This window comes from Pseudovibrio exalbescens (assembly GCF_028737195.1).
In the GTDB taxonomy this organism is placed as follows: domain Bacteria; phylum Pseudomonadota; class Alphaproteobacteria; order Rhizobiales; family Stappiaceae; genus Pseudovibrio; species Pseudovibrio zosterae.
In genome coordinates this window covers 133,898-160,196 of record NZ_JAQZAJ010000003.1, presented here as the reverse complement: position 1 = coordinate 160,196, position 26,299 = coordinate 133,898, and the positions used below count along the sequence as shown (strand labels likewise).

The following is a 26,299-nucleotide window of genomic DNA, read 5'->3' as shown; positions in this document are numbered from 1 at the left end:
GGACGGAAATGGCAACCAAACGGCAGCGAGACATGGCGACCGCGCTGGCAACCTTGCTACCGCACGTGCCATATGCTGACGCCCAAGACATCAAGGAAATGGCCAATGCCCACCATTTGCGCCACCTGCCCCCTGCGATATCGCTCAAGCTTTGTGCGCTTACCCACGTTCGGCACAACTACACCGACTACGACACGCTAATGGATGAAGGGATGGATCGCGATGCGGCCCGCTACTGTGTCCTGCCGGAGATGCTCGACGTGCTGGATCAATGGGGCATGCTCATCACGGAAGATGAGCTTATGACAGACAAGGGGCAGGAGCCCCTCGCCCCGAACAAATCTTGTTAGCGGCAAACGGCCACGATCCACGTAAAGGCCAGGAAAACCAGGCAAAGCGCGGGGACAATAATGGCCGGATAACCGAAGAAGATGATCGCAAGCCCCCAAATCACAAAGAAATTGGCGCAAAAATAGTACTTCGCGTCGCTCTTGCCATGAACGGCATCGCGGAAAAGCCAACCGATGACCGGCACAAGGAACAGGAGGCGCATAAATAATGGGTCGCGCTCAAGCGCGCTTTCTTCGACTACACTCATGGGGAACCTGCTAATTAGAATTATTTGAATTTGATATTTATCAAAGAACGCTCTCAAGCAATGCGGCAATTGCGCACATCTACGTAGAGGCACCCCGCAGAATTGAACCTTATACGCAGTTTTTTGTAGTCAAAGTATCGTGGGGCCATTTACCGAGGGGTGACAATGCCGCCTAAATCGCCTCGCTCTCCCCTCACGACCTGCATTAAGAATCGTCACTCCGTTTAGGTCATTACGACCCAAAAAGGAGAAGAACGATGTCCTCATCTCAGATCGTCATCTATGCAGACAACACCAACGTTCCCATCACCGGGTTGATCGGCAGTTCCTGCACCATTGCCATTCAGGCCTTCCTATACTCCGAAGACGGCTCAACTTTGCAGATGGATTATCCGCTTCAAGCGGCCGTGCAGGATCCCTCCATCATCTCCAGCACCAAGGAGAATGGAAAGCGCAAGGTTCTGGTTTCTGTGGGCGGCGAAGTTTTTGCGTCCAGCGCTTGGAAAGCGGCGGCATCCGATGTCAGCAGCTTCGCTTCACAGATTGCCGCCTTCGTTGAAAAGTACAATTTCGACGGCGTCGACATCGATTGGGAAGACACAGGCGCAATTTCAGATGGCAGCTACGACCCGACCACCTTCCTTCTAGACCTTTCAAGCGCTCTGAAGTCCGCCTTGCCAAGTTCTCAGAACTTCATCACCCACGCTCCACAATGCCCCTATTTCTACACGGGCAGCGATCTAGATATTTACAGCACAATCGCCAAGAACGCGGGCGACAATATCGATCTCTTCAACATCCAGTACTACAACAACGATTGGTACGTCGGCAGCTCTGGCTCCGATGAGGAAGAAAAGGTAGCCGGACTGACCGGCAGCTCAGTGTTCCCCTCCAGCATCATGGGCATCAAGGCTCAAGGCCTCGATGTCAGCAAAATGCTCGTTGGCAAGCCAACCACTTCAGACAATGCGAGCAGTGGCTACCTCGATGACGATGATCTGGCAAGCTATGTGGTCACGCCGCTCGCCAAGGAGCTGGGATCCGACTTCGGCGGCGTCATGGGCTGGCAATTTGCGACCAGCGCATCGTCTTCAGACAATGTTCTGAGCTGGATCGAAGCCATGAACTCAGCCATCGAGGCCGGCTCTTCCAGCACCTCAACCCAAGCCGCGGAATAGACCAAAACCTCTCAAGGCGGAGCCAAGCTCCGCCTTTGTCTTTATGCGCCAAAGAGGAAAAAGCCATGACCCAAACCACCATCACCATTCAGAACAACAGAACCGATGATGAAATCTATGTCCTGCTGACGGCAAAGAACATGGAGAAAGGGAAACAGCCAAAACACGCCATACAGCTCAACAAACCCACAAAGCTGTCCAAGGACACCGTAGTGAGCTTTGAGACGATCACAGCTGCACGCCTTTATGTCAGCGTTGGGCCCGTTTCCCCCGCGCCAAATCTGGATGACGATCATTATTTTGGTTGGATTGAGTTCACCAAAACCGAAAAGGACGGCACCCTTTGGATCAATCTTACCAATGTGGACATTACAGGCCTGCCACTTGCCCTGACTGGCAGCGAAAATGGCAAGCCATTTAGCCTCGGAACCCTGTTGCCCATGAAGGCCCCAAAGAAAGACCCTCAGGAGCACTCACTGATTGACGCGCTAGAGAAGATCTTCACCAAGGAACGGCCCGTTAAGGCTAAGGTGCATTGCAAAAACGGATACATTAAGGTCTTGTCGCCCATACACGCGCCAGAAAGTTACGCATCCTTCGCACCATACATCAAGCGTTTATGCGAGGCCAACGCGCCAGTGTCCATCACCTCCGACGCACCCAAAGGGAAGAGCGCCGTGACCTTCAAAGGGCAGTTCACCGATCCTGCCAAGAACAAAAACAACAACGTGATGGAGTTGAAGGACGGCAATGGCAACACGATCACCATTGACGACAAGAACCTTACTACAAAGACCCTATACCAATGTGCGGGCGGCACTTATCTCTACAATGGCAAGCCCGAGCCTTTCAACATACCCGTAAATAATAACGACCCACATGCAGGTCTAAAGAAGATCTTGAACTCCGTCATCCGAAACATCCTCGTAGGTTTCAATGAGGGTTACTTCAGTGAGAACGGCCCCAACGACAGTGAATACTTCACAGGAATGAAGCCTTTCGAGTATGGCGGCAATCAGTATGCTGAAGTAATTCATCAATACACCAACTCCTACGGCTTCTCCTATGCGGATGGCAACCTGAAGACATTGATACGGGCGGATGCGACAAAGCCAGTCACACTGCATGTTTTGCAGGATACACAGACGGGCTACTATGAGGAGTACCCGGTACAACCCATTGCAGGCCTCTATCAGTTTGGCATTGGCACAGGCAGCGATCACCTCGGGTCAATAAAGATCAACGGCTTCACCTACGAGCCAAGTGAACAAGGTGCTTACGGCGGCTTCCTGCCTTACCTGACTGAATGGACGAAAATGGAGTTCACTGGAAAAAGCGAGCACCAAAATCACTACATCTGGATCAAGAATGGCGACGTCGTTGAAGGCGAATGCCTGACGGGTCATCACATCTGGGTTGATGGCTCCAAGCCGCCTAAATCCTCGGACAAGGCACCCAAGGGCTACACCAATCTAACCTGGGGCGCGAACCTGAAATGGCAGAGTGGCGCAAAACCCCCACCCCATCCATGACGTCACCACGCAAAAAGGCCCGCTGTAAGAGCGGGCTACTATTTCCATCGCGCTACTCTTAGGGAAGTTGTTAGCGCGATGGAGGCCTCCAATACGCCAAATGAGCTACGGCTTAGGACGCCCACCGCTCGGAATCTTGCTCTCGCTGGTTGAACGTTTAATAACTCTATCTATATTAGAATTACTAACCCCAGCTTCTTCATTAAGCTGTTCCTGTTTCCTGTTGTTGTCGTTCTCTTGGTTCTGGCTGGACTGGCCACGGGTATTGTCTCTATCATTCACCATCATTTTACTCTCTCAAATCTTCGGAAGAAACTCCGTCTACGAACATATCAATCGCAACAACAGCACTTAATTCTCTCAATAAAACGAAAGAAGCGGGCTTCTTAATGTATTCATCTTCAGTTGAATTGACAAAAGAGTGCATTTGTTTTTTCGGGACATACCAAACACATTCTTCTAAATACAGCTGATGTATTTCACTTCTCCAGTCATCAGAAAAATATTTAGGGGAACCCGTCAGCGCTGTGCCATCTTGGAATCTCACGGTCAACCACAATCGATTTTTGTTCTCGTTAAACACGACCTCCCATGGGAACTGCAAAGATTTTCTACTTTTGAAACCAAAAATGGAAGCGAATAAACCCCTTACGCACTGAGGAATGCGAGGGGCAATCTTCTTTCGAGCATCGTAAAAATAACCAGAGTTGGGAAAAACAGAAGCCACGTAACCAACAAGAACGGCAATCACAAATGGCCAAATGGAAAAATCGTTTATATATTTATCCAAAGTTTCATTATTTTTAAGAAAAAAAGCGCCTTCAAAATAAGGTAAAAACGTTGAAATAACATTACATAAATATATTATCAATACGAGAAAAATACCAATTAGAGATATTGCCTCGAATTTACTGGGCCTAATCTTCGAGTTCAAGAAAAAGCACATTGAAGCGTAGGAAAGAACACCCGGGAATATAAGTAAAACTAGGGAAAACGCTTGAACACTTGCTGGCATAAAAGACTAAAGTCTCATCTTCAGATAATATAAATCTATAATAAATATATGTTTTATCTTGGATTGAATTATGAATTTTGATCTCATGATATATGCTTACACACAATCGAAGTAACTAAAAGTGAATTTATTTAATTAAAATCAAATATCTCCGCGAGATGTCGAGACAATTGGATACAGCAAAAAAGGCCCGCTGCAAGAGCGGGCCTTTCAGTCAGGAATATAAGTCGCTTAGCGGGTAAGCGGCTTGTACTTGATGCGGGTTGGGTCTGCTGCATGAGCACCCAGACGGCGCACCTTGTCCTTTTCGTAGTCTTCAAAGTTACCTTCAAACCACTCAACGTGGGAGTCACCTTCAAAGGCCAGCATGTGTGTTGCAAGACGGTCAAGGAACATACGATCGTGCGAAATAACCACAGCGCAACCGGCGTAGTTTTCAAGGGCATCTTCCAAAGCCGCAAGCGTTTCAGTGTCAAGGTCGTTAGTCGGTTCGTCGAGCAGCAGAACGTTTGCGCCAGACTTCAGAACCTTCGCCAAATGGACGCGGTTACGCTGACCACCTGAAAGGTCGCCAACCTTCGCCTGCTGTTGAGGCCCCTTGAAGTTGAAGGAAGAGCAGTAGGCACGGGAGTTGATTTCCTTGCCGTCGAGGTAGATCACCTCAGCGCCTTCGGAAATTTCTTCCCATACGGTCTTGCTGTCATCCAGCTTGTCACGAGACTGATCAACGTAGCCAAGGTGCACGCGGTCACCAAGCGTTACGCTGCCACTGTCTGGCTTTTCCTGGCCGGTCAGCAGCTTGAAGAGGGTAGACTTACCCGCACCGTTCGGACCGATCACACCAACAATACCACCGCGAGGCAGCTTGAAAGACAGGTCTTCGATGAGCAGGCGGTCGCCAAAGCCCTTGGACACGTTCTCAACATCGATCACGTTCGCACCGAGGCGCTCTCCAACCGGGATCATGATCTGCTCAATGGACGGCATACGCTCTTCCTGTGCGGCCAGCAGATCGTCATAGGCCTTGATACGTGCCTTTGACTTGGTCTGGCGGCCCTTCGGAGACATGCCCATCCACTCCTTCTCGCGCTTGATCGCGCGGGAGCGAGCCATGTTCTCGCGGCCTTCCTGTTCCATACGCTTTTCTTTCTTCTCCAGATAAACGGAGTAGTTGCCTTCGTATGGAATGCCCTGACCACGGTCGAGCTCAAGAATCCAGCCTGTCACATTGTCGAGGAAGTAGCGATCGTGGGTGATGATCAGAACAGAACCCTTGAACTCACGCAGGTGGCGTTCAAGCCAGTGAACGGTTTCAGCGTCCAGGTGGTTGGTCGGTTCGTCAAGCAGCAGCAGATCTGGCTCGGAAAGCAAAAGCTTACACAGAGCAACACGGCGGCGCTCACCACCAGAAAGGTTGGTCACATCCGCATCAGATGGAGGACAGCGCAGTGCTTCCATTGCCATCTCGACCTGGCTTTCCAGGTTCCACAGGTCCTGTGCGTCGATCTCGTCTTGGAGCTGAGCACCTTCCTCGGCAGTTTCCTCCGAGTAGTTCATCATCAGCTCATTATAACGGTCCAGCTTGGCCTGCTTGTGGGCAACGCCTTCCATGACATTTTCCATAACGGTCTTGTCTGGATTCAGATGCGGTTCCTGAGGCAGGTAGCCGATCTTGGCCCCATCTGCGGCCCAGGCTTCACCGGTGTATTCCTTGTCCAGACCCGCCATGATCTTCAAAAGGGTCGACTTACCCGCACCGTTAGGACCGAGGATACCGATCTTGGCGTCTGGGTAGAAAGACAGGTGAATGTTGTCGAGGACTTTCTTTGCACCGTAGGCTTTGGAAACCCCGTGCATATGATAGATGAATTGGCGCGCCATTGGGTGCCTACATCTCCTGAATTGTTCGCAAAAACTAGAAATCTCTGGAGAGCACTCATAACGGAAGGCACGCCATGGGGCAATGCATAACGTGGACCCCATGGAAAACCCGTTAGGTTTCTGGGGGTTTTCCGGGCAGCGCATTAAGGCACCCATGCTTTACAAATCTCACAGGCCTTGCTTTTAATCAAAAAGAGCCCGCTTCTGTCTGAAGCGAGCTCTCAAATCAATGGGAACATGTGCAGGGCCTTCAGGCGCGCCAGAATGGTTTGTTCGCCAGTGCCTTCAGCTGCGAGCGTGTGAAGCCCAGATCGCGGATAACCGCTTCATCCATGGAGGCAAGTTCTGAGCGCATGGCTGCGCGTTCGGCATGACGCCCATTCCAGGTGGAAAGCATTTCAAACAGGCGAGTGCCGCCAAAAGTGATCATAGACATTACTGCCCTCTTGTTTTTGTTGGTCTGCTCTTCTTCGGACCGCCCCGGTCCGCTGGGGTTCTGAAACAGCTAAGCTTTGGTGTACTCAGTGCTCTCTGTTTCCCTATATACGTGCAGACTTTTTGTCATAAAATCGAAATATTCAATCAATACTGTGAGCATACCTCACAATACGGGTTTCACTTATGTCTGCGCCTCTCCCCTCTCTGACAGCCCTGCGGGCCTTTGAAAGCGCGTCTCGTCACCTGAATATGTCTCGCGCCGCTGAGGAGTTGTTCCGCACCCATGGCGCCGTGAGCCGTCAGATCAAACAGCTGGAGGAGGAGCTGGGCTACCCGCTTTTTGTCCGCGGTGGCCGCCTTCTGGAACTCACAGATGAAGGGCGCGTACTCTCAAAGCGCCTGTCAGCTGCATTTGACGACATTTCAAGCACACTGGAAGACCTGCAGGAGAAGCGAAAAGGCAAGCCTCTAGTCGTGGCGTGCGGCTCAACCGTAGCGGTGCGCTGGCTTGTGCCGCGCTTGATGACGTTTTACCACCAGCACCCCAAGATCAAGATTCAGCTTTCCCTCTCCACCCAAGTGGAGGAGATGACAGGCCGCTCGGATGTTGCCATTCGCTGGGGCGGAACCGGGGGCGAGCTGGGCGGCGCGGGCCACATTCCGCTCATGGATGACCGCATAGGCCCGGTCTGCAACCGGTCGTTCGCGCAAACCCATGGGATCCACGAGGGCATGGCGCCGCAGGAACTTTTGCAAACAACCCTTATTCACTCAGATACAGTCCCAAACGCTTGGGAAGACTGGCAGGAGTGGATGGGACTGGATGGCCCATTGCCCAAACATCAGGCAATCCGCTTCGAGCACTTCTTCCTTTGCCTCCAGGCAGCGGTCTCCGGCATTGGCCTTGCCATGGCCTCGCAAGCCTTGGTTGCGCAGGATCTGGAGCTGGGCAACCTGATCGCGCCGCTCGGTTTCGTGAAAGTCTCAGGCGGATATGAAGTTCTCAAGTCGGATCAGCCCCAGAATGCAGAGGCCTGTGACAAGTTCATCGGCTGGCTGCTCTCGGAAGGACAAAAGACTCAGGCAGCTTTGCGCAAACACCCTGAAGCAGCACAAAGCAGTGCCTCATGAGCCGGAAAACACCAATATTTCCAATAGGTAAGCCTGAAATAAAAAGGGGCGCACTCCGCTAAAGCGGGTGCGCCCAAGGAGTTGACACTCCCCCATCCGAGTGTCAGCCGAAGCTGATTAGAGATATACCGGCTTCATAATGCTGACACATTGACATATCTCAAGAATTATTGCCGCTTCCATTGAATTTTCTTAAAAATTCCACCGCGCACAAGAAATTCTGCGCCGCTGCGTTGAAGATCAGAGGTAGGCTAGAGTTAAACCAAAACAAAACTGGGGCTGCACGCCGCCAATAAACTAGAGTTCATCCTTCAAGCTTTCAGCGCGCGCAATAAGGCCTTCGGAAACAGTACAGGCACCCCCCACCCCAAAACCGTCACGCGCAACGCCCTCCATTAATCCGACGCAAGTATCAACCAATCCCTCCTCCGTTGAAGGTTCCAAGGCCAAGGTCAACGCAGGCTTCTTGAGATCTGCCATCCATCGTTGAAAGGCCTCCAGCGTGCCCGATTGCCCAACAGCCATCACCGGCCGCATGCCGGCACGGTTGTAAACCTCGGAAATATGAGCAAGACCAACATCGCGCACGGAAGCCGCCGAAGTGCCGCGAAGCTCGCGGGTCATCAAGACACCGCCCGCTTTCCCTGCGAACCGCAGAGAGACACGTGGCCCTACCACCGTGGACCGTGGCATTTCATAGAGCGACTTCGCAAGATAGCGGGCAAGCTCTGCTTCAGTGTTGGTAACGATCAAGACCTGATAGTCTCGTGAACGCAAGAATGCGATCAATTCCGCTGCACGCTCATTTCGCACCAAGACCGCATCAGAGCTGCCGAAGTGCTCCTGCTCCAGATAGCGCTGAAGAACGTTTTCACGGTAAGAAGAGAGCCGGACCTCCTGAAGCAAGTCTGTGGCTCTCGCCTCTGGTTGAAGGCCCTTTGTTGTGGCCGGAACGGGTGAAGGCCCCACGTGCGGGCCCCACAAGAAGCCATCTGCCTCAATCACAGCAAGGCGCATGTCGATATCAAGGTAATCGGCTGACCCGGCGCGCGTCGTGCGCTCCACGAACTCGATCAATCGATGACGGACCTGCTCGGCCTGCCATGATCCAAGTATTTCCGTATGCTCCACCCCTGTGGGTTGCATAACGGCTATTGCGCCTGTTGCAAAAAAAGCTGCCCACTTCATTTTTATTCTTGGCCCTGACACGAATTCTGTGCTTCGTCATCAAACTGGGTTGATTTTGTGAACTAGTCGCAAGTCTAACGCTTTTGACTGTGAACTTGTTTAAGGAATGGGATTCGCGCCTGAGTTTTTCAGGTAGGGGCAACTGGTTATGAATAGATCCCATAAAATTGCATTTTATCAGTTCATTAAGCACACTTGGCGTTTCCCTTTGCTTTTCCTGTAGGGAAACCGCCTGAAAATCGCACCGACAAAAAACTGTCACAGATAAAAAAGTAAAGAAATTTAAAGAGACTGTGTACTATCTACCACTGTAATATAAGTGGCAAATAATAATTACTGCGCCGAAACCAGATGTTTCGCTTCGGGGGTTTGAAATGCGGGCACTCATTCAAACTTGCCTAACGTTTATCGTGGGCAGTTTGGCGACGACTGTCGGGGCACTGTCCCACCCCATGTTTGAGCTCGCGAGCACCTTTCCCTCTGCCTCAGAATATGCTGGCGTTGTTGCCCCCGCCTTCAGCACACTCGCTAGCCTCGAGCAGCTCTGGCCCATGGCAACCGCAGCCATGGCCTTTATGACCCCGCTCGGTTTCTTCTTCATTTTTGGTGCCTCCAGCGCAGGCCGAGACTTGAATGTTGTAATCACACGCGCCATTGCAGTATTCGCCGTTGGGGTTGCCTGTTTTACCACCATTGGCTTCATGATCGCGTTCGGCCCAACCAAGTCTGGCTGGTTTGGGTTTGACCCATCCCTGATGTTCATGCACAGCATTTCTGATCGTGCTCTGGCAGCCCAAGCATTTCAGACTGTCCTTTGCGGCATTGTGGTTCTGTTTACCTACATACCGCTTGCACGCATGCTCACCTTCAAGGGGCACTTGATAACCGCCGCAGTGCTCGCGATCATTGTTTATCCGGTCTACGCTCACTGGGTGTGGGGCATTCCCGCAACAAGCTTGGGCCAGGGGGCATTGTCTTCCATCGGCTTCATCGACCATTCCGGCATCACGGTCATCCATATGACCGCACCGCTGTTTGCTTTGGCCGCACAAATCGCAACGGGCCGCGCCAAGATCGGCCCTGCGCGAGCCTATGGTTTTGAAGTGGATTGGGAGCGTAACGCAGTACCCATTCTAGCCGGCATCCTCTTGATCATCATAGGCTGGGCTGGCCTAAACATCGGGTCAGTGAAATTGTTCTCGGGCCTGGTGCCCATGATCGTCTACAACACGCTGAACGCGGCCCTGTTTGGCGCCCTGACAGGCGCGCTGTTGGGCCGGTTTCGCCGCGACCTGCCGTTTCTTGCCAATATCCTGCTCGGCATCATGGGCGGTCTCACGTTCTCGTCAGCCGCTCCGGAATTGATCACCTCCGCCGCCGCAACGCTGACGGGCATACTGGGCGCAGCCTGCTTCTTCCTCATATTCTACTACGCCAACAAGGTGTATGGCTTCAATCGTTTAGCAGCAAGCCACATGGCTTACGCCGGTGTTGCTGCATTGGGCTCGGTCGCAATCTCCGTCATCATCCCGTCCTTCACCCTCGAAGCTGTAACACGTGATGCCCAGCTGGGCGCTCAGATCTTGGGCGTCCTCACCAACGCAGCCTGGGTGCTTGGCACAGGGTTTATTCTCTTCACCACGCTTGATCGCTTCGGCATGGTGAAACTCGGGCTACAGAAAGACGACGGTTCAGCCGAAGAAGACAACCGGGGCGAACTGGCGATCATTGAGCAGACACTTGAGGAAGTCCTTCATGGTGACATGGACAATGTCCGCCAACTTGAAATCCCTCACGGAGACATTCACGCAAGAATTACCAGCCAGGTTAACGAACTCGTTGAAAGGTTCCAAACGGCGGAAGATCGCCGGGCCTTTTCAAGCTCCAAGGATACAGAAAGCGCGGACTTTCAAAAACTCAAGGTCTTCGCAGACGGTACCTTCGAAGGTTTGGTCATCTCCAAGAATGGCCGCATCATTGAGTGCAACAAGGCGTTTCAAGAGCTGATTGGCCGCTCCGAAGACGAGCTGATCAGCAAACCGATCCTGAACTTCATTGCACCAGACCACATCAAGATCACGGAACGTGCCCTGAAAAACACCCATCAGGCACCTTACCAGACGATGATCATCAGCAAGCTTGAGGAGCGCATCCCGGTTGAAATTCGCGCCCGCCCGCTGGAGCTGAATGGTATTGTCTTCCGCCTTTCGGCAATTCGCGATATACGCCAGCAGAAAAAGGCCGAAGCGGAGATCTTGCATCTTGCCCAGCATGACATCCTCACCGGCCTGCCAAACCGGACCCTGTTCCGCGAACGGTTCCAAACGGCAGTAGAGAACCGCGGAGCGAAAACAGGCCTTGTGGCCATCATGATGATCGACCTCGACCGCTTCAAGGAAATCAACGATCTGTACGGCCACCCCACCGGTGACAAGTTCATCCAGACCGTGTCCAAGCGCCTGAACGCCTGCATCGGTCATGCAGATACTTGCGCCCGCCTTGGCGGCGATGAGTTCGCCATTATCCAGGTCAATCTGAAGACGAAGGCAGAGGTCGGCCTCCTCGCCAATCGCATTCTCGAAATGCTCTCAAAGCCGGTTTCTGTCACCGAAGACATCACGATCCGTACCAGCGCCAGCATTGGCATCGCCCTTTCTCCCGACAACGGGCTGGACCCGGACATGCTGCTCGCAAATGCCGATATTGCGCTCTACAAGGCAAAGGAAGAGGGGCGCAACACCTTCCGCTTTTTCGAATCCGAGATGGAATCCGCCCTCCGCATACGTCGGGTGCTGGAAGTGGACATGCGCAAGGCAATCCGCAACCAAGAGTTTCAGCTCTTCTTCCAGCCGCAGGCGCGGGCCAGTGACCGCAGCATCGTGGGCTATGAGGCGTTGCTGCGCTGGAACCACCCAACAAAAGGCTTTGTGAGCCCGACGGATTTTATACCGGTGGCAGAGGAAAGCGGCTTGATCATTCCAATCGGCCGCTGGGTGCTGGAAGAAGCGTGCCGCAACGCGGCCAGCTGGCCTTCGAAATACCGCGTCGGCGTTAATCTCAGTGCCGTTCAGTTTGCAGACGAATACCTGCTGCAACATGTTGAACAATCGTTGAAAAAAAGTGGCCTTGCCCCTCAACGGCTTGAGCTTGAGGTGACCGAAAGCGTGCTGCTGCATGATGATCGACGCGCTCTGGAAACCCTCAAGACGTTGAAGGCGCGCGGTGTTCGCATTGCCCTTGATGATTTCGGCACGGGCTATTCTTCTTTGAGTTACCTGCGCCGCTTCCCGTTTGACCGCTTGAAGATCGACCGCAGCTTTGTTAGCGGCGCAACCGCGACACCAGGTCTTGCAGCAATCATCCGCGCGGTTATCGACTTGGGTCAGGCCCTTGGCATGGAAGTCATTGCTGAAGGTGTTGAGACAGAGCCCGAGCTGGAGCTGCTACGTAATGAAGCCTGCGACGAAGTTCAGGGCTATCTCATTGGCCGACCAGCACCGCTTTCGCCTGAAGATCTGCTGGCAGGCATCCACGAACGGGATGGCGGCCAGCTCAACGAGTACATTGTTGTGCTCAATGAAGTTTCAAAGCGACTTGAAGAAAACCGCCCTGAGGCAAACAACAGAGGCAAAGAAGGCAAGAAACTCGCCTCCACGGGTTGATCACCAGCCCGAAGGTGCCACCACAGCCACGCGGCTGCGTCCCCCACCTTGCCGCTGAACCTGCACTTGAACCGGAATACGGTCCTTCATCGCCTCAACGTGGCTGATAACGCCCACCTTGCGGCCCTGCCCCTGCAGCATTTCCAGCGCATCAATAGCAACATCCAGCGTCTCGCCATCCAAGGAGCCAAAGCCCTCATCAATGAAGAGCGTATCCACGAAGGATTGACGCCCTTCAAGGGAGGAAAGCGCCAGCGCCAGACTAAGCGATACAAGGAAACGCTCACCGCCACTCAAGGAGCGTGTTGAGCGCGGCGCATCGCCCATGTCCAGATCCAGAACCAAAAGGCCGAGCCCCTTGTCTGCGCGGGCCAGACGATAGCGCGGCTTGAGCTGCTTGAGTTGCTTGTTCGCCAGTTCCACCAACAAGCCAAGGGTCACACCCTGCGCAATGCGCTGGAACTTGTCGCCATTGGCTGAGCCAATGGCCGTTGAAACAGCGCCCCACTGGTCGGCATGGTTGCGCGCCTCTTCAATGGCTTTCTGCATGTGCGCGGCTTTGGCGCGCGCCTTGTCATCATCTTCCAGTTTCTGGCGCAGCATGCCGATGCTCTCGCTCAGCTTCTGCGAATTCTCACGTTGCTCAGCAACAGCAGCTTCAAGGGCAGGACGTTCCACCCCTTCGGCCTTTTCCGGCTCGGTCGCCGCCAGATCTTTTTCCCGCAAGGACACGGTCTCACGCGCCGTCTTCAGCGCTTCATCAAGAGCGCGCAGTTCGTCCTCCAGTCCGGCCAGCTCCTCCCGCGCTCTAACGCGCAGCAGAGCGAATTGATCGGCTTCAACTTCGTGCTCGACGAGCGCTGCGGCAAATGCTGCTTCTGCGGCTTCCACCACCTCAGCCTGTTGAACCTGCTGCCTGCGATATCCAGTCACCGTAGACTGAAGCGCCACCTGCTCTTGCACCAAGCTCAACCGCTCATCCTTGCGCGCGCCAGCTGCATCGCGGGCCGCCTGATGTTTGGCCCGAAACGTTTTCTCGTGCTGCTCCGTCGGCACGCCCCCCAGAATTTGCAGGCGGTCCGCCCGCAAGGTTTCGAGCGACTGGGTCAACGCGCTGTGTTTGTCTTGCAGTGCCGTTACAGTGGCTTGAAGGCTCGCCTCACGTTCCTCCGAACGGCTCAGGCTTGCGACAAGTTCCTGCAGCTCGCCCTCCACCTGCTTTTCCTTGGCACTGGCATCGCGGAAATGACGGCACTTCAGCTCAACCTCACGCGCCACAGCCGAAACGTCCGCTTCAAGCGCTTCTTCTGTCAGGTTGAAGGGCAAGAGCGCGGTGAGCAAACGCCCACGAAGCGCCTCAAGCTGGCCTGCCAAGCCTTGCTTTTCCGTCTCATCAACCGCAGCAGCCGAATTGAGCTCAGCAAGCGCCTTCGCTTTTGCCCCATGTTCTTCCCTTTTTTGCTCGCGGGTACGGCGAAGGGACAAGACCTTAGTATTCGCGTCTTCCAACTTGCGCATCTGCGCATAGTAATGGCTGGAAGACGCCTCAAGCTCCCCCAGGCAAGTGCCCACCTTGCTTTCAAGCGCCTTCAGATCGGTCTCTTGCGCTGTTGGGCCCAAGTCCGGCTTGTCCTCCCGGTCGGCAAAAGCGTCTTGCGCTGCTTTTTCAAGAGTTTGCCAAGAGGTTTCAAGCGCTGTCTCCGTGCGGCGGCGCTCTTCTAGACGCGTGGTGAGCGCTTCCCGCTGCACCCTCAGCTCAACCGTGGAACGATGTTCATCGCCGCGAAGCGTCTCAAGCGTTTGCTGGCTTTCCTGCAGCTTCTGCTGTGTCGCCGCGCGTTGCTCGGTCAGTTCCTTAAAGAGCGCTGTAAGGTCGCCATCCTCATGGTCTGCAAACGGGTGCTCCGTACTGCCGCACACAGGACACGCTTCATCTGCCGCAAGTTCAGCCCTCAGCCGGGCCGCATGTTGATCTTGGGCAAGGTCGGCCAAAGCCGCAGCCTGCTTGGCCTGTTCTGCTTGCCTCTTGCGCTCTTCAAGGCGCACGCCTTCCGCCTCGCGCTTGGCGGTCAAGGCTTTGACCTGCGCCTCAAGTTGCGTGATTTGTGTTTCATCGGCATGCACTTGGCGCGAGACACGGGTAACGGCATCCTGTTCATCACCAAGGCGCTTCACTGCCCGTGCCACTTCCTGAAAGGCCTCCCGTGCCTTTGCATTGGCAGCCGGATCAAACCCACTGGTTGTTTTCCGCAGCTCGGCAGCATTGGTTTCCGCCGCCTCCAACTCCGTTCCAAGCTTGGTGAGTTCTTCACTAAGCGACGCTTCAATCGCAGCCAGTTCCCGCTGCTTCTCCTGCGCCCTCTCGGCCCGTGTCGTGCGTTCCGCCAGTTTGTGTTTGAGTTCACCATACTGCGCCAAGTCCCCCAGCACGGGCTCAGGGTTGGCAGCAACCGGTGCAATCGGCTGCAATCGCGCAAGCTGCTCTTGGAGCTTGGCCTTCAGCGCGGCCTTTTCTTCACGCTGCTTTTGCGCGCGTTCCAGCTCCTTTTGCACCTCGGCAAACTGTTGCTGCGCCTTCGAAAGCTCGCCAGCCATCTGGGTCACGTTTTGCTGCGACTGCTCGATTTTTTCATCAAGTTGATAGGCCTTAACCCATTGCGGGTTGAGTGCTTCCAACTCCTTTTCAAGCTGGGCAAACTGATCCGCGGTTTCGGTCTCTGCAGCCACCGCCGTCGCCACCTCGCCCTCTTTCGCGCTCAGTTCCTGAAGAGCTTTCTCCAGATCCTGCGTTACTTTGGCTTGCGCTTCCTGCGCCCTCTCCACATTGGCAGCAGAAGGTTCAACCCGGCCGATACGCGCCAACTGATCCCTGAGCGACCGACGATCCGCTGCTTGGGCATAGGCCTCCTGATGCTTCAAGAATGCATCCTGCGCATTGGAAAGCTGCTGACGAGCGGTTTCAACGCGGGTCAAGTGGCCAAGCACAGCCTCTGTTTTGGCAAGTTCCGCCTGCAGGGCGGCAAGGTCGGTGTCGTGCTGCGCCTTTTCCGCTTCCAGCCCCTTTCGATCGTCCTCATCCAGCAGGCCAATGGTACCAGCCTGAACCTCCAGCTCGCGCACCGCGTCTTGGGCCTCGCTGTGCTTTTGATGCACCTTCTCCGAAATCTGCCGATAAATGGTGGTGCCGGTGATCTTCTCCAGAAGCGCTGCCCGCTCCCGGTCATTGGCGCGCAAGAAGGCATCAAAGTCGCCCTGCGCCAGCAGCACCGTGCGGCGGAACTGATCATAGTTCAGGCCCAGATGAGCCTCCACGGCGGCATCCACGTTCTTAATGCCGCTTTCCATGGTCTTTGCATCGCGCACGCGTAAAAAACTGCGGTCCACGTTCTGCAGCCGGCCAGAGGCCTTGCCGCGTGCCCGGCGAACCATCCACCGTGAGCGGTAGGTCTCTCCGTCAACGCCAACGAAATCCACTTCTGCATGGCCGTTGATCGCACCACGGGTCAAAACGGATTTGGGATCTTTTTCCCGGAACGTGTCACCCGACACATCCGGCACGCTCTCGTCACTGCCATCACTGGTCAAACGCGGGCATTTGCCAAACAGCGCCAGACACATGGCATCAAGGATGGTGGATTTGCCCGCCCCGGTTTCACCGGTGATCGCAAACAGGCCCGCACCGCGCAGCGGCTCGGCCTCCAGATCAATTTCAAAGGGCGCAGCAAGGCTCGCAAGCCCCTCACCGCGAATGGATAGGATACGCATTTACTCAATCTCCGCCGCAGCGCGGTGAAACAATTCCAAATGTGAGGCCTCTGGCGCAACACCATGCGCCGCCTCGAAAGCTGTCTTGAACAGGTCAACCGGCTCCAGCTCGTGGAGCCGCACCAAAGCTTCCGCCTCGGTTATTTCAGGGGCAGATCGGTCCTTTCTGACAACAGAAAGCCCGGCCGCCCGCACCGGATAGCCTTTCAGCAAGCGGTCCAGCTCGGCCCGCAAACCTGCACCAGACACCTGTGGCTTAAGGTCAACATGCACGAACGGGCGCTGGTCAATCGGCAAGTCTTCATCCAACCCGAGCGCGTCCAGAGCCCCGGGAACTTCGTCCAGCTGCAGGCACTCACCCTTGCCAAGGCGGTAAAACGGCACCGGCCGCTCCAAGGGCAAGCGCTCCCACGTCACCTTGTCGCCGTCGACCTCAAGCAGCACAACACCGTGCTGGTAGGCCTGCTCGGTAACCGACATCGGGAATGGCGACCCGGAATAGCGGATCGTCTCACGCCCCACCTTTTGAGGCTTGTGCAGGTGGCCCAGCGCCACGTAGGCAAGGCTCTCGTCAAACACACTATGGGGGATTGCGTGCTCGCCGCCCACCAGAATGCGCCTTTCCGCGCCTTCCGACTCTTCCGCTCCCCATACATGAAGGTGGCCCGTTACAATAAGGGGCGCATCAGCAATCCGTTCCCGCGCCCTTGCAACCGCATCCTCATACAGCGCTCGTACAGCCCGCACGACCACAGAGCCTTCCGTTTCCCCCTCCTCAGAAACCCGAGGTAAATCAGAAGCGCGTGGAAACGGAATGGCCAGCACATAGGCCTCAACCCGCCCGTCCTTTCCGGTAAGCGGGACCAAATGCCGGTCCACATCAAGCGCTTCATCGTGCCGGTGCACCATGCCGAGCGCATGAACCCCGATCCGCTCAAACAGCACACCGGGGGCCTCAATGCGCCCTGCGGGGTCATGATTGCCAGCAGTAATCACGGAAATGAACTGCGGGTTCACCTCCCGCAGCTCCGCCAGCGCCTCATAGAATAGGCGTGTTGCATCTGCCGAAGGGTTCTGATTGTCGAACACATCCCCGGCCATCACCAGTGCATCCACATCATGCGCCTTCACCAGCTCTGTAAGCTGCTTGAAAAACGCTTGATGCTCAAAGGTACGCGACCAGCCGTTCAGCGTTTGGCCGATATGCCAGTCTGCCGTGTGAAGCACTCTTAGTGTCATGGATGATGTGTGTCCGACTCGATACTCAACAGTGCCAGCCTAAAGAGCGAGGCGGTGTACTGTCTTAATGCCAAGCCAGCTATCCAAAGGTTTCACAGGGTTACCAACAAGGACTTGCAGCGCACGCTTTCTCTAAACGCCAAAGCTGCACCGCCACGCCGGCGCCGCACCCCACCAAGATCGTTCAATAATTGCGAACAGTATGATCAATTCAGGCCAACTTGTTCCCTCAGGAATAACAGTTACATTTGCTGTCAGAAAACGAATTGAGCCACTCCACAGGAGGTAAAGCCATGAATACTCTGACAATCACAAAGAAGCCTGCTTCCAGCCGCGGCTATGTAGACATGGGCTGGCTGAAGTCTGCGCACAGCTTCAGCTTTGGCAGCTACTTCGATCCGAACAACATTCAGTTTGAAAACCTGCGGGTCATCAACGATGACTACGTTGCCCCTCGCGGGGGCTTCCCAACCCACCCGCACCAGAACTTCGAAATCTTTTCATATGTCCAGTCCGGTGGCCTGGAACACAAGGATTCCATTGGCAATGGCAGCGTGGTGCACGGTGGCGGTGTTCAGTACATGAGCGCAGGAACCGGTGTCTATCACTCCGAGTTCAACGCCTCTGACAAGGACCCGGTCAAGTTCCTCCAGATCTGGCTTGTGCCTGCCAAGGAAAACACCAAGCCGCGCTATGACACCTTCGATTTTGCGCCCGGGGACCGTGATGGCAAGCTGAAGCTGTTCCTGTCCCATGATGGGCGTGAAGGGTCCCTGCTGGCGAACTCTCACACGGATGTTTACGCCGCAGAGCTGAGCGGTGAGCAGCAGGTAAGCCATGAGCTCAAGAACAACCGTTCCGCCTACATCCATGTGGTACGCGGCACAGTCACGATCAACGGCGAAAGCTACACCGGCGGCGACGCTGCCCAGATCTATGGCGCAGGTGAAGTGAAGCTGACAAACGGCGAGGATGCCGAAGTTATTCTCTTCGAATTCATCCCTCAGTAATTAATAGGGTTCTCCCCCCTGACGACCCTTGAACCTCGCACTTCGGTGCGGGGTTTCTTTTTGTCCGTAGGCTGTTTGAAGCACTCCGATGTCCCCAAGGCAAAGCCGGGCGACGTTAACCATAGGGCGCATGGAGCGGGTTGACGCAACGTAAAAAGTAGAGAATAAGTTTAATCAAGTCCTAACTAAAACTGACAGGGCGCCACTAATAAAAACAAAAATAGGATAGTGGGATGCAGGTAGATGTGATTGAAGGGCTCGACGCCTTCAAGTCCCTGAGAGAAAACTGGAACGAGATCTACAGCAAGGACATAGAGGCCCAATACTTCTTGAGTTGGCAATGGGTGCACATGCTGCACCTGAAGTCCGGCAGCAACATCTTCATTCTGGGTGCCCGGCCCACTGCGTCTTCTGCCTATGTCGCGCTCTTTCCCATGCGCATCCGCACCCGCTACAACAAGGCCAACAACGCCTATTACAACGACATCTGCATGGCGGGGAACTTTGCAGCGGACTATACCGGCTTCATCTGCGATCCGGCTCATGACAATGAGGCCCTCCCCGCTATGGGCCAAAAGCTTGCCAACATGGACTGGGCTCGCCTTCAGCTGGAGAACCTCGCCTGTTCGCCAGAGCGGGTGGCCCAACTCACAGCGCCGATCATGAAGCGAAAGGTGTATCCTACTGACCTTAGCCGAACCAACACCCGCGACAACATCAACAATCTGGTCTGCCCTGTGACGGAACTTCCTGACACCTTCGAGGACTATCTGTCCCAATGCATGAGCAGCAAATCCCGGCAGAAATTGCGCCGCTTCATGCGCAAGGCAAAAGACGATCCGGACCTCTCGTTTACCATCCCCACGGAAGAGACCTTCAACCAGCATCTCGACGTTCTCATGGGTTTTTGGCGGGACAAATGGGCGGAGCGCAAGGGGCGCAACGTCGACATATTGGTCCGCAACCACCGACACATGCTCACTCTTGCCTTCCGATATCGCCAGCTCTTCATGCCAATGCTCTGGCACCAGGACCGTCCCGTTGGCGGGTTGGCCAGCTTCATCGACCCTGTCCGCAAATCGCTTCTGTTTTATCTTGCAGGCCGCGACGAGACATGGAGCGGACCGCCTCCCGGCCTCATCCTCCATGGCGCGTCCATTGAGTGGGCCATCAGCAAGGGCCTCAAAACCTATGATTTCCTGCGCGGCAACGAGGCCTACAAGTACTCCTATGGGGCCAAAGACCGCTTGCTCATCTGCCGTCAGTTCAACACGCCCAACAGCAAGAACTTTTCTGGAAAGCTGGACCCTCGCTCGGTCTCAGGCGTTTTGAAAAAGGCCACCGAAGACTTCAAGGCCAAAAACCTCACGCGCGCGCGCGCCGGGCTGGAGCAAGTGCTGGAAACCCAGCCGGAGGTATCGAGTGCCCTTTACATGCTCGGCCAGCTTCTCGTACTGGAGAACAACTACGAAGAAGCCGCCAAGGTGTTCACGCGCATGACCCACTGCGCTCCAGACAACCCCAGAGGATGGACCCGCCTCGGTCAGTCTCATCTGGCGCTTCAAGATTTCATCGAGGCGGAAGTTGCGTTCCGGCAAGCATTGGAGCTGGACCCGAACAACATTGCTATCCGCTCTCATCTGGCCGACACGCTCGTGGCCCTGCGCCTGCGCGATGAAGCAGCGGAGGCCTACAAGGCAGTTCTCGCGGTTCTGCCGAAAACACCAACAGAGCAACGGCTGGTCAATCGGGCCACTGCAGCTTTGCGCAGACTGCGCCCTTTGGAGCTGTTCGGCGCGGCCACGCCAAAAGCGAGCAGTCTGGATTTGTCTCTGGGAACACGCTTGCGTCCCAAGCTGCCGCTAAACATCACCCGCAGCCACAACCGCATCAACTGACTGAAAGCCGCCTTTAAACCAATCAGGGGACCAACAAAAATGGGGAGCCAACGCTCCCCATTTCCGTTTTCCAAATCAGGAAAGCAGCTTAGCCCATCAGGCCGCCGTCGTCCTTGGTGATTGCAATCACGCAAGAGCGTGGCAGTGTACCTTCGCCACCAGGGAAGACACTGTCGCCCTTTTCGCCCGGGTGCTGAATGCCCACAAACATGGTCTTCTTGTCTTCAGACCAGGTCGCGCCGGTAACTTCACACTCCTTTGGACCAACCATGAAGCGGAAGATGTCACCGGTTTCGGTGTCGCCAACCAGCATCTGGTTGTTGCCCATGCCCGCGAAATCGTCCGCGTTGGAGTAGGAACCGTCGGTCTGGATCCAGAGGAATCCGCGGCTGTCGAAGGACAGACCGTCTGGTGAGTTGAAGATGTTGCCAGCATTCACGTTTGCAGAACCAGCCTTTGGCCCCTCGTGAACGGTCGGGTTACCAGCCAGAACGAACAGGTTCCACCCAAAGCCGGTCGCAGTGTGGTCGCCGCCTTCTGGAGCCCAGCGCACGATCTGACCGTACTTGTTGGCTTCGCGTGGGTTCGGGCCGTTGACTGGGGTTGGGTCACCACCAGCGTTTGGCTTCACGCCACGGTTCTTGTTGTTGGTCAGACAGCAGTAGACTTCAGCCTTGTTCGGGTTGGATGCAACCCACTCAGGACGGTCCATGGTCGTTGCGCCAACAGCAGAAGCAGCCTGACGGGTGTGAATGGAAATTTCCGCCTGAGACGCCATGCCGGTTGTCTCTGGGGTCAGCTCCAGCCACTCGCCGGAAAGGTCATCATGGAACTTGGCAACATAGAGCTTGCCGTTTTCCAGAAGGTTGGAATTGTCACCGTTTGGATCGTATTTGCCTTCAGAAACGAAGCGATATAGGAACTCGCCGCGCTCGTCATCGCCAAGGTAGACAACCACGTGGCCATTGTCTGCAACAACCAGCTCAGCGTTTTCGTGCTTGAAGCGGCCAAGAGCAGAACGCTTCTTCGGTGTTGCCGTTGGATCCATTGGATCGATTTCGACAACGTAGCCCGCGCGGTTTGGCTCATTCGGATGCTTTGCAACGTCAAAGCGCTCGTCGATCTGCGCCCAGCCATAGCCCCAGTCATCATGGTTGATGCCGTAGCGCTTCAGCGCCGGATCCAGCTCAAGTTCCTTGTCGGAAGAAGAGAAGTAACCGTTGAAGTTCTCTTCACAGGTCAGGTAGGTGCCCCATGGAGTGCGGCCGTTACCACAGTTGTTCCATGTGCCAAGAGACTTGGTGCCGGTCTGATCAGCAGCGGTTTTCAATAGATCATGGCCGCGTGCAGGACCGGTGATCTCCATTTCCGTGTCTGGCGTGATGCGGAAGTTGAACTCGGAGTCCTTGACGATGGACCACTTGCCGTCGTTCTGAGCGATCTCGACAACAGAGATACCGTGGGCGTTCTTGCCCTTCAGAATGGCATCTGCATCGGCAGGTACGCCACCTTCCCAAAGAATGTCGCGGTTGGTGTATTCGTTGTTCACCGCCAGAATGTGACGTCCGTCTTTGGAGAACAGCGCCATACCGTCGTTGTTGTCACCGAACGCACGGGCCTGAGTGGCGGCTGTACCACGAGTGACGTGGTCGAACTCTGGCACGTCGGAGAACATTGGCTCGCCCCAGGTGGCAACTGGGTGCCAGCTGTAGCCTTCTGGAAGGGTGATGGTGTCCGCAGTGGTTGCCTCAACTGGCGTGAAACCAAAGCGGTTGGTAGCTGCCTGAGCTTTGGATGAACCGAAAGCGCCTGCACCCAGAATAAAGCTTGCGGTGCTCATGGCCAGCGCACCACCAAGGAAGCCGCGGCGTGAGAGAGCGCGATCGACTACGTCGTCAAACTCAATCGTCACATTGCGGTTGTTGTGTACCTCATCAAACTCATCGAAGGACAGGTCCTTCCTGTTCTGCTCAGTCATGCCACTCACCCAGTTTTTGGATTTAATATCGGTCCCCATATCGCTGCGTAACGCGCGCCATGGTTGCCTATAGGCAATTACGTATAAGCAATGTCACGATTATGACGGAAACGTTACCTTTGCCCTTTCCTACCAAAAATTAACGCAAGGTCAGAGTAAAGCGCACACCATGCGCAAAATGAGCATCGATTTCCCACAGATCGTGCGCAAGGGCATCTGCCCTGAATGGTTGAAGACAGCGCCAAGGCCGTAGACAAGGATTGCCGACACCCCACCCATATGCCGGCCCAACCAGCGGGCAGGCAACCGTCACCGGAAGCTTCTCAAGGGATCAGCGGATATCCCCTTGCTTGGCTGTGGCCGCAGTCTGGTCAGCCAGAACGGCCTCAGCGGCCGCCGCCTCGATGGGGGAGGACCCAATCACTTCAACCTTCTTGCGCGCGAACTTGATGCCGCTTTCCGCGAACACCTCGCGGAGCCGATGATAAATTTCCCGCCGCAGCACGAACTGCGTCTTGGGGTAACACTTGAACTTGACCCGGATGATCAGCGCACTGTCATCGTCGATGCTGAGAACACCTTGGCTTTTCAAAGGTTCGATGAACTTCGGCCCATGCTCGGGATCTTCAAGAAACTCCTGCCCAACGGCTTTGACGATTTTCTTGACCACCTTCGGGTCCGTGTCCGGCTCCAGTCGGAAGGACATCTTGTAGATCACCCAGTCTCGAGTGTGATTGGTAACCATCTTCATCTCACCAAAAGGAATGGTGATGACGGGCCCGCGGTGATGGCGCAGGATCAGCGAGCGGAAGGAAATCCATTCAACCGCCCCTCTCACGCCTTGATCAAGTTCGATGTATTCACCAATTCGGAAGGCATCATCAATCAGGAAAACGATCCCCGAAAACACGTCCCGCACAAGGGTTTGGGCACCAAAGCCGATGGCAATACCGACAATCCCGGCGGAGGCCAGCAACGGACCGATGTCGACGCCAATGGACGACAAGATGATCATCGTGACGACAACCGTCAGGATCACGAGGAGAATGCTCCGAAACAGTGGCGTCAACGTGCTCAAGCGCGAGGCCGCCGGTGCCATGGGGTCACCATCTTCACCGCCGTCCCCGGCCTGTTCTTCGCGATAAAGTGCGGCCCGGATGAGCCGCCAAGCCAGATAGCCCAGCAGCAGTGTAAGGGTGATGTCGAAAAGCGTAGAGGCCCAAACCGGTGCCCCCGGCCCCTTGGCAAAGACCAATAGATCCAGCCCCCACAGCCGCACGATCACGTAAATCGCCACCACTGTGATGAGCGACCGCCAGGCCCCCAGCATGACATGGCGTAGTCGGTCAGCTGTATCACTGTCGCTGCGCACCGCACCGCCGATCATTTCGATGCCAGCCCGATCCGCAACCGGTAGCGCCAGAAGAGCGAACAAGCCGCCAATCGGACCTGCCAACTCATGCTGGCCGCGTTCCAGCCAGTGAGCAAGCCAGTATAGCCAACTGACAAGGAGATAGAGCCCGGCAATGGCGGGCACAGAATAGGCCACGGCGCCGGGAGGCCCCACTTTTCCAGACAACAACTCCTGCACCCGCTGCGCGATGTAAACTCTGTTCGAAAACAGGGCCTTGGCTAAAAGGACAGCAACAACCGTGCCCGTCAGCGCCACGGTAACAAGTGCCGGAGGAAAGCCAAACCCAAGGTTTGGAAAGAACCCGGCCAAAAGCCAGCCGGAAACGGCAATGTAGGTTGCGGTTTTCAAGAGATGATAGAGTGACGTTGCATCATCATCAGAAAGCCGTGCAATGCGGATCTCATGCACATCCGGCGAGAAAACGCGGCGAACAAGGATCAAAAAGCCCCACCCGGTGGAAACGCCAGCATGGTAGATCCAGACCACACCTTCCAGCGGACCCAGTGCGTCGCCTAGGAATCCCCCCGCAGCTCTGGTTGCAAGAACAAAAGCGCCGACCGGCAACAGCTCCAGTACCCCAAGCGCCACGGTGCGCCCCAAACGGCTCCAATACCCGATCAAGTCTGGCGGCCTGTGCAAGAAAGCCCGAGCGGGAGCCAGCGCGCGGCTCACAACAATCGCTGCACCGATGCCAACGGCAACCAGCAAAAGAGCCGCACCAATCATGGCGGCGACGCCATATTGGGCCAGCTCCAGACGTTCACGCACCTGCGGAAGCCTGTCCTCTATGTTGGCAATGGCCACGCTCCAGCGCGGCAGGCGCTCCGCAATCTCGGCGTACATTGCATTGAGGCGGACCGCCGCGGCGTCCAGCGCGCCCGGCCCCTCTGGCCCAACCTCACTGGTTTCCTGAGCCCGGCGCGCCAGTTCGCTGCGCAACAACTCACGTATCTGTGCATCGGTTAAGCGCGCCAGCAAGCTGTCCACGTCCTCTGGTGACAGTGTCGTCGGCAGTTCAACGGCTTGCGCCGCTTCCGGCGTCGCAGCTCCCACGAACTGAGCCTTTGCCCCCCAAACGGAGTTCAGCGGCGCAAGGACAAAGAGGACAAGGAAAGCGAAGGCTCGGATTTTGGTCATGTGGCCTCTTTCAGATCGCGCCCCAAAACAAGCGCGGCCGCCAGAACTGCTAGCAGAAACAGCACAACCGCCAGCCAGCCCGCGAAAACAAACAGCTGTCCGAGCAAGAAGGCACCTGCCAATCCACCCACGTAATAGCTGGTAAGATAAAGGCCATTGGCGGCAGCGTGGCTATGGGTTGCCGTGCGTCCAACATAGCCGGTGGCAGCGGCCTGCCCGAAAAACAGCCCAACGCCAATGAGCGCAAGCCCAACCAGCACCAGCACGAGAGACGGCGTCAACAGCATCAAAAGTCCCGCCATGCTCACCAGAATGGAAGCCCAGAAGACCGCGCGCGCGCCGTACTTTCTGGCAATGCCGCCTGCAATCGGCGTGGTCAGCATGGACGGCAGAAACACGAAATAGATCAGTCCAATGTAAGCTTGGGGCAGCTCAAATGGATCTTCCGCCAGCACGAAGTTCACATAGGTGAAGGTGCCCACAAACGCGAACAGAATGATAAAGCCGATGGCAAAACTGGCGCGAAGTTTGGGGTTCGCGAAATGGTCGGCCCAAGCTTGCCACACCGACATGCCGCCCGCCTGCTGTTCAGGCCGGGAGCCATCTCGCAGACCGAAGTACCAGATCGCCAACCCTGCCCCCGCAAGGTTCAACGCTGCGAAGGCATAAAAGCTCTCGGCAAGGCCAATGTTGTCAGCAACACCGGCAGCAAGAAGGCGGCCGAACAGATTGGAGGCCACATTGCCGGTGATGTAGGCAGCCATGGCACCGCTTGCCGCCGTAACTGTGCAGATTTCCGAAAGATACGTCAGGGTCAGCGTGAACGCAGCTGCCATGAAAAACCCCTGAACCACCCTCAAAAGCGCAAAGGTAGTCAAATCTTCCGTCAACCCGAGCAGAAAGGTCGGTATGGCCAGCAGGATCAAGCTCAGCCAGATCCCAAGCTTGCGATCGATCCGGTTTGAAAACAGAGCCACACACAGCCCGGCAATTGCCATGCCAAACGTGCTTGCATTGACCGCGAACCCCATGGTGGCTGGCGACACCTGGTAGTGCGCGACCAAAGTCGGCAACAAGGCCTGTGAGCCAAAAAGGTCAATCAAGGTGAGAAACGCAATGAGAGCGATCACAAGCGCCCTCATCATGACCTCATGACGTTTCTCAGAGGGCGCGTCATCTAGAACCGGTGTGGGCCCCATGAGAATTGCGGTACCAAGATTGCTGGTCATGCGGGT

General features: G+C 55.5%; 17 protein-coding genes. 7 read left to right on the top strand and 10 right to left on the bottom strand.

Going from position 1 to position 26,299, the window contains the following annotated elements:
* Positions 1-8 precede the first annotated feature (8 nt).
* Positions 9-350 (top strand): DUF2293 domain-containing protein, encoded by a 342-nt coding sequence (locus PUV47_RS10165; RefSeq protein WP_274218448.1) that lies wholly within the window; start codon positions 9-11, stop codon positions 348-350.
* Here the strand turns inward: PUV47_RS10165 and PUV47_RS10160 are convergent.
* Positions 347-598, bottom strand: a complete 252-nt coding sequence (locus tag PUV47_RS10160; RefSeq protein ID WP_274218447.1) for a hypothetical protein — start codon at positions 596-598, stop codon at positions 347-349. The genes PUV47_RS10165 and PUV47_RS10160 overlap by 4 nt on opposite strands.
* A gap of 257 nt (positions 599-855) precedes the next feature.
* Between PUV47_RS10160 and PUV47_RS10155 the strand changes: the two genes are divergently transcribed.
* Both PUV47_RS10155 and PUV47_RS10150 read left to right on the top strand, forming a co-directional pair.
* A complete protein-coding gene (locus PUV47_RS10155; RefSeq protein WP_274218446.1) occupies positions 856-1,776 on the top strand; it encodes a glycoside hydrolase family 18 protein in 921 nt (306 codons plus the stop codon).
* Between the two features lie 65 nt (positions 1,777-1,841).
* Positions 1,842-3,308, top strand: coding sequence for a beta-1,3-glucanase family protein (locus tag PUV47_RS10150; RefSeq protein WP_274218445.1), 1,467 nt, complete (start codon positions 1,842-1,844; stop codon positions 3,306-3,308).
* 289 nt (positions 3,309-3,597) lie between these two features.
* On the opposite strand, the gene PUV47_RS10145 is transcribed toward PUV47_RS10150, so the two are convergent.
* The 3 genes from PUV47_RS10145 to PUV47_RS10135 all read right to left on the bottom strand — a co-directional run bounded on the left by PUV47_RS10145 (position 3,598) and on the right by PUV47_RS10135 (position 6,640).
* Complete coding sequence (locus tag PUV47_RS10145; protein WP_274218444.1) at positions 3,598-4,323, bottom strand: hypothetical protein; 726 nt, start codon at positions 4,321-4,323, stop codon at positions 3,598-3,600.
* 231 nt (positions 4,324-4,554) lie between these two features.
* A complete protein-coding gene (gene ettA, locus PUV47_RS10140) occupies positions 4,555-6,204 on the bottom strand; it encodes an energy-dependent translational throttle protein EttA (RefSeq protein ID WP_274218443.1) in 1,650 nt (549 codons plus the stop codon).
* Positions 6,205-6,454: 250 nt separating this feature from the next.
* Positions 6,455-6,640 (bottom strand): DUF1127 domain-containing protein, encoded by a 186-nt coding sequence (locus PUV47_RS10135; protein WP_274218442.1) that lies wholly within the window; start codon positions 6,638-6,640, stop codon positions 6,455-6,457.
* 185 nt (positions 6,641-6,825) lie between these two features.
* On the opposite strand from PUV47_RS10135, the gene PUV47_RS10130 reads away from it, so the two are divergent.
* Positions 6,826-7,773: a LysR substrate-binding domain-containing protein gene (locus PUV47_RS10130; RefSeq protein ID WP_274218441.1), complete on the top strand. Its 948-nt coding sequence runs from the start codon at positions 6,826-6,828 to the stop codon at positions 7,771-7,773.
* Between the two features lie 297 nt (positions 7,774-8,070).
* Here the strand turns inward: PUV47_RS10130 and PUV47_RS10125 are convergent, their stop codons facing one another.
* Positions 8,071-8,919: a hypothetical protein gene (locus tag PUV47_RS10125; RefSeq protein WP_274218440.1), complete on the bottom strand. Its 849-nt coding sequence runs from the start codon at positions 8,917-8,919 to the stop codon at positions 8,071-8,073.
* A gap of 416 nt (positions 8,920-9,335) precedes the next feature.
* Between PUV47_RS10125 and PUV47_RS10120 the strand changes: the two genes are divergently transcribed.
* Entirely contained in the window at positions 9,336-12,623 is a 3,288-nt protein-coding gene (locus PUV47_RS10120) for an EAL domain-containing protein (RefSeq protein ID WP_274218439.1), read from the top strand.
* Here PUV47_RS10120 and PUV47_RS10115 read toward each other — a convergent pair whose 3' ends face one another.
* Both PUV47_RS10115 and PUV47_RS10110 read right to left on the bottom strand, forming a co-directional pair.
* The gene (locus PUV47_RS10115) at positions 12,624-16,388 is read right to left on the bottom strand and encodes an AAA family ATPase (RefSeq protein ID WP_274218438.1); all 3,765 of its coding nucleotides are present in this window, start codon (positions 16,386-16,388) and stop codon (positions 12,624-12,626) included.
* Entirely contained in the window at positions 16,389-17,627 is a 1,239-nt protein-coding gene (locus PUV47_RS10110) for an exonuclease SbcCD subunit D (RefSeq protein ID WP_274218437.1), read from the bottom strand.
* A 293-nt stretch (positions 17,628-17,920) separates the two neighbouring features.
* Between PUV47_RS10110 and PUV47_RS10105 the strand changes: the two genes are divergently transcribed.
* Both PUV47_RS10105 and PUV47_RS10100 read left to right on the top strand, forming a co-directional pair.
* The gene (locus tag PUV47_RS10105) at positions 17,921-18,637 is read left to right on the top strand and encodes a pirin family protein (RefSeq protein ID WP_274218436.1); all 717 of its coding nucleotides are present in this window, start codon (positions 17,921-17,923) and stop codon (positions 18,635-18,637) included.
* A 233-nt stretch (positions 18,638-18,870) separates the two neighbouring features.
* Positions 18,871-20,535 (top strand): GNAT family N-acetyltransferase, encoded by a 1,665-nt coding sequence (locus tag PUV47_RS10100; protein WP_274218435.1) that lies wholly within the window; start codon positions 18,871-18,873, stop codon positions 20,533-20,535.
* An 88-nt stretch (positions 20,536-20,623) separates the two neighbouring features.
* Here PUV47_RS10100 and PUV47_RS10095 read toward each other — a convergent pair whose 3' ends face one another.
* The 3 genes from PUV47_RS10095 to PUV47_RS10085 all read right to left on the bottom strand — a co-directional run bounded on the left by PUV47_RS10095 (position 20,624) and on the right by PUV47_RS10085 (position 26,293).
* On the bottom strand, positions 20,624-22,513 hold the full coding sequence (locus PUV47_RS10095; RefSeq protein WP_274218434.1) for a PhoX family protein: 1,890 nt from the start codon (positions 22,511-22,513) through the stop codon (positions 20,624-20,626).
* A 331-nt stretch (positions 22,514-22,844) separates the two neighbouring features.
* Complete coding sequence (locus PUV47_RS10090; protein WP_274218433.1) at positions 22,845-25,064, bottom strand: mechanosensitive ion channel family protein; 2,220 nt, start codon at positions 25,062-25,064, stop codon at positions 22,845-22,847.
* On the bottom strand, positions 25,061-26,293 hold the full coding sequence (locus PUV47_RS10085; RefSeq protein WP_274218432.1) for an MFS transporter: 1,233 nt from the start codon (positions 26,291-26,293) through the stop codon (positions 25,061-25,063). Before PUV47_RS10085 ends, PUV47_RS10090 begins: the two co-directional genes overlap by 4 nt.
* Positions 26,294-26,299 lie beyond the last annotated feature (6 nt).

What these genes read in the sequence shown, in the direction of transcription:
- PUV47_RS10165 (WP_274218448.1), top strand. Translation starts at nt 9, where the DNA reads ATGGCAACCAAACGGCAGCGAGACATGGCGACCGCGCTGGCAACCTTG.
- PUV47_RS10160 (WP_274218447.1), bottom strand. Translation starts at nt 598, where the DNA reads ATGAGTGTAGTCGAAGAAAGCGCGCTTGAGCGCGACCCATTATTTATG.
- PUV47_RS10155 (WP_274218446.1), top strand. Translation starts at nt 856, where the DNA reads ATGTCCTCATCTCAGATCGTCATCTATGCAGACAACACCAACGTTCCC.
- PUV47_RS10150 (WP_274218445.1), top strand. Translation starts at nt 1,842, where the DNA reads ATGACCCAAACCACCATCACCATTCAGAACAACAGAACCGATGATGAA.
- PUV47_RS10145 (WP_274218444.1), bottom strand. Translation starts at nt 4,323, where the DNA reads ATGCCAGCAAGTGTTCAAGCGTTTTCCCTAGTTTTACTTATATTCCCG.
- ettA (WP_274218443.1), bottom strand. Translation starts at nt 6,204, where the DNA reads ATGGCGCGCCAATTCATCTATCATATGCACGGGGTTTCCAAAGCCTAC.
- PUV47_RS10135 (WP_274218442.1), bottom strand. Translation starts at nt 6,640, where the DNA reads ATGTCTATGATCACTTTTGGCGGCACTCGCCTGTTTGAAATGCTTTCC.
- PUV47_RS10130 (WP_274218441.1), top strand. Translation starts at nt 6,826, where the DNA reads ATGTCTGCGCCTCTCCCCTCTCTGACAGCCCTGCGGGCCTTTGAAAGC.
- PUV47_RS10125 (WP_274218440.1), bottom strand. Translation starts at nt 8,919, where the DNA reads ATGCAACCCACAGGGGTGGAGCATACGGAAATACTTGGATCATGGCAG.
- PUV47_RS10120 (WP_274218439.1), top strand. Translation starts at nt 9,336, where the DNA reads ATGCGGGCACTCATTCAAACTTGCCTAACGTTTATCGTGGGCAGTTTG.
- PUV47_RS10115 (WP_274218438.1), bottom strand. Translation starts at nt 16,388, where the DNA reads ATGCGTATCCTATCCATTCGCGGTGAGGGGCTTGCGAGCCTTGCTGCG.
- PUV47_RS10110 (WP_274218437.1), bottom strand. Translation starts at nt 17,627, where the DNA reads ATGACACTAAGAGTGCTTCACACGGCAGACTGGCATATCGGCCAAACG.
- PUV47_RS10105 (WP_274218436.1), top strand. Translation starts at nt 17,921, where the DNA reads ATGAATACTCTGACAATCACAAAGAAGCCTGCTTCCAGCCGCGGCTAT.
- PUV47_RS10100 (WP_274218435.1), top strand. Translation starts at nt 18,871, where the DNA reads ATGCAGGTAGATGTGATTGAAGGGCTCGACGCCTTCAAGTCCCTGAGA.
- PUV47_RS10095 (WP_274218434.1), bottom strand. Translation starts at nt 22,513, where the DNA reads ATGACTGAGCAGAACAGGAAGGACCTGTCCTTCGATGAGTTTGATGAG.
- PUV47_RS10090 (WP_274218433.1), bottom strand. Translation starts at nt 25,064, where the DNA reads ATGACCAAAATCCGAGCCTTCGCTTTCCTTGTCCTCTTTGTCCTTGCG.
- PUV47_RS10085 (WP_274218432.1), bottom strand. Translation starts at nt 26,293, where the DNA reads ATGACCAGCAATCTTGGTACCGCAATTCTCATGGGGCCCACACCGGTT.